The sequence below is a fragment of the Parafrankia sp. Ea1.12 genome (genome assembly GCF_900465275.1).
In the GTDB taxonomy this organism is placed as follows: Bacteria; Actinomycetota; Actinomycetes; order Frankiales; family Frankiaceae; genus Parafrankia; species Parafrankia soli.
Map to the genome: position 1 here is coordinate 1 of NZ_UBIZ01000002.1, position 226 is coordinate 226.

Annotated in this window: 1 pseudogene; it reads right to left on the reverse strand. The window is 69.0% G+C overall.

Annotated features, from left to right (window positions below):
* Window positions 1–226 (reverse strand): annotated as a pseudogene (locus tag FMEAI12_RS00010) (helix-turn-helix domain-containing protein); the annotation flags it as partial.

A 226-nucleotide genomic window follows, 5' to 3' on the forward strand; every position in this document is an offset into this window, starting at 1 on the left:
CCGGGGCAGCAGCCGGGACAGGGCTGCGAGGATCACCCGATCCGCCGGTTCCAGGACCGGGCCGGTTCACCTGCCGGCGCAGCACCGCCACCTGATGTCGCAGGACAAGGAGCTCCGCCTCCTTCGAGGTGTCCCCACGCATCCGGAGCAGCATCAGCCCGAGAGTGTTCCGTGTCAGGGCGTAGAGCAGCGACCACACCATGACCACCCAGCCTGCCCGACAGGA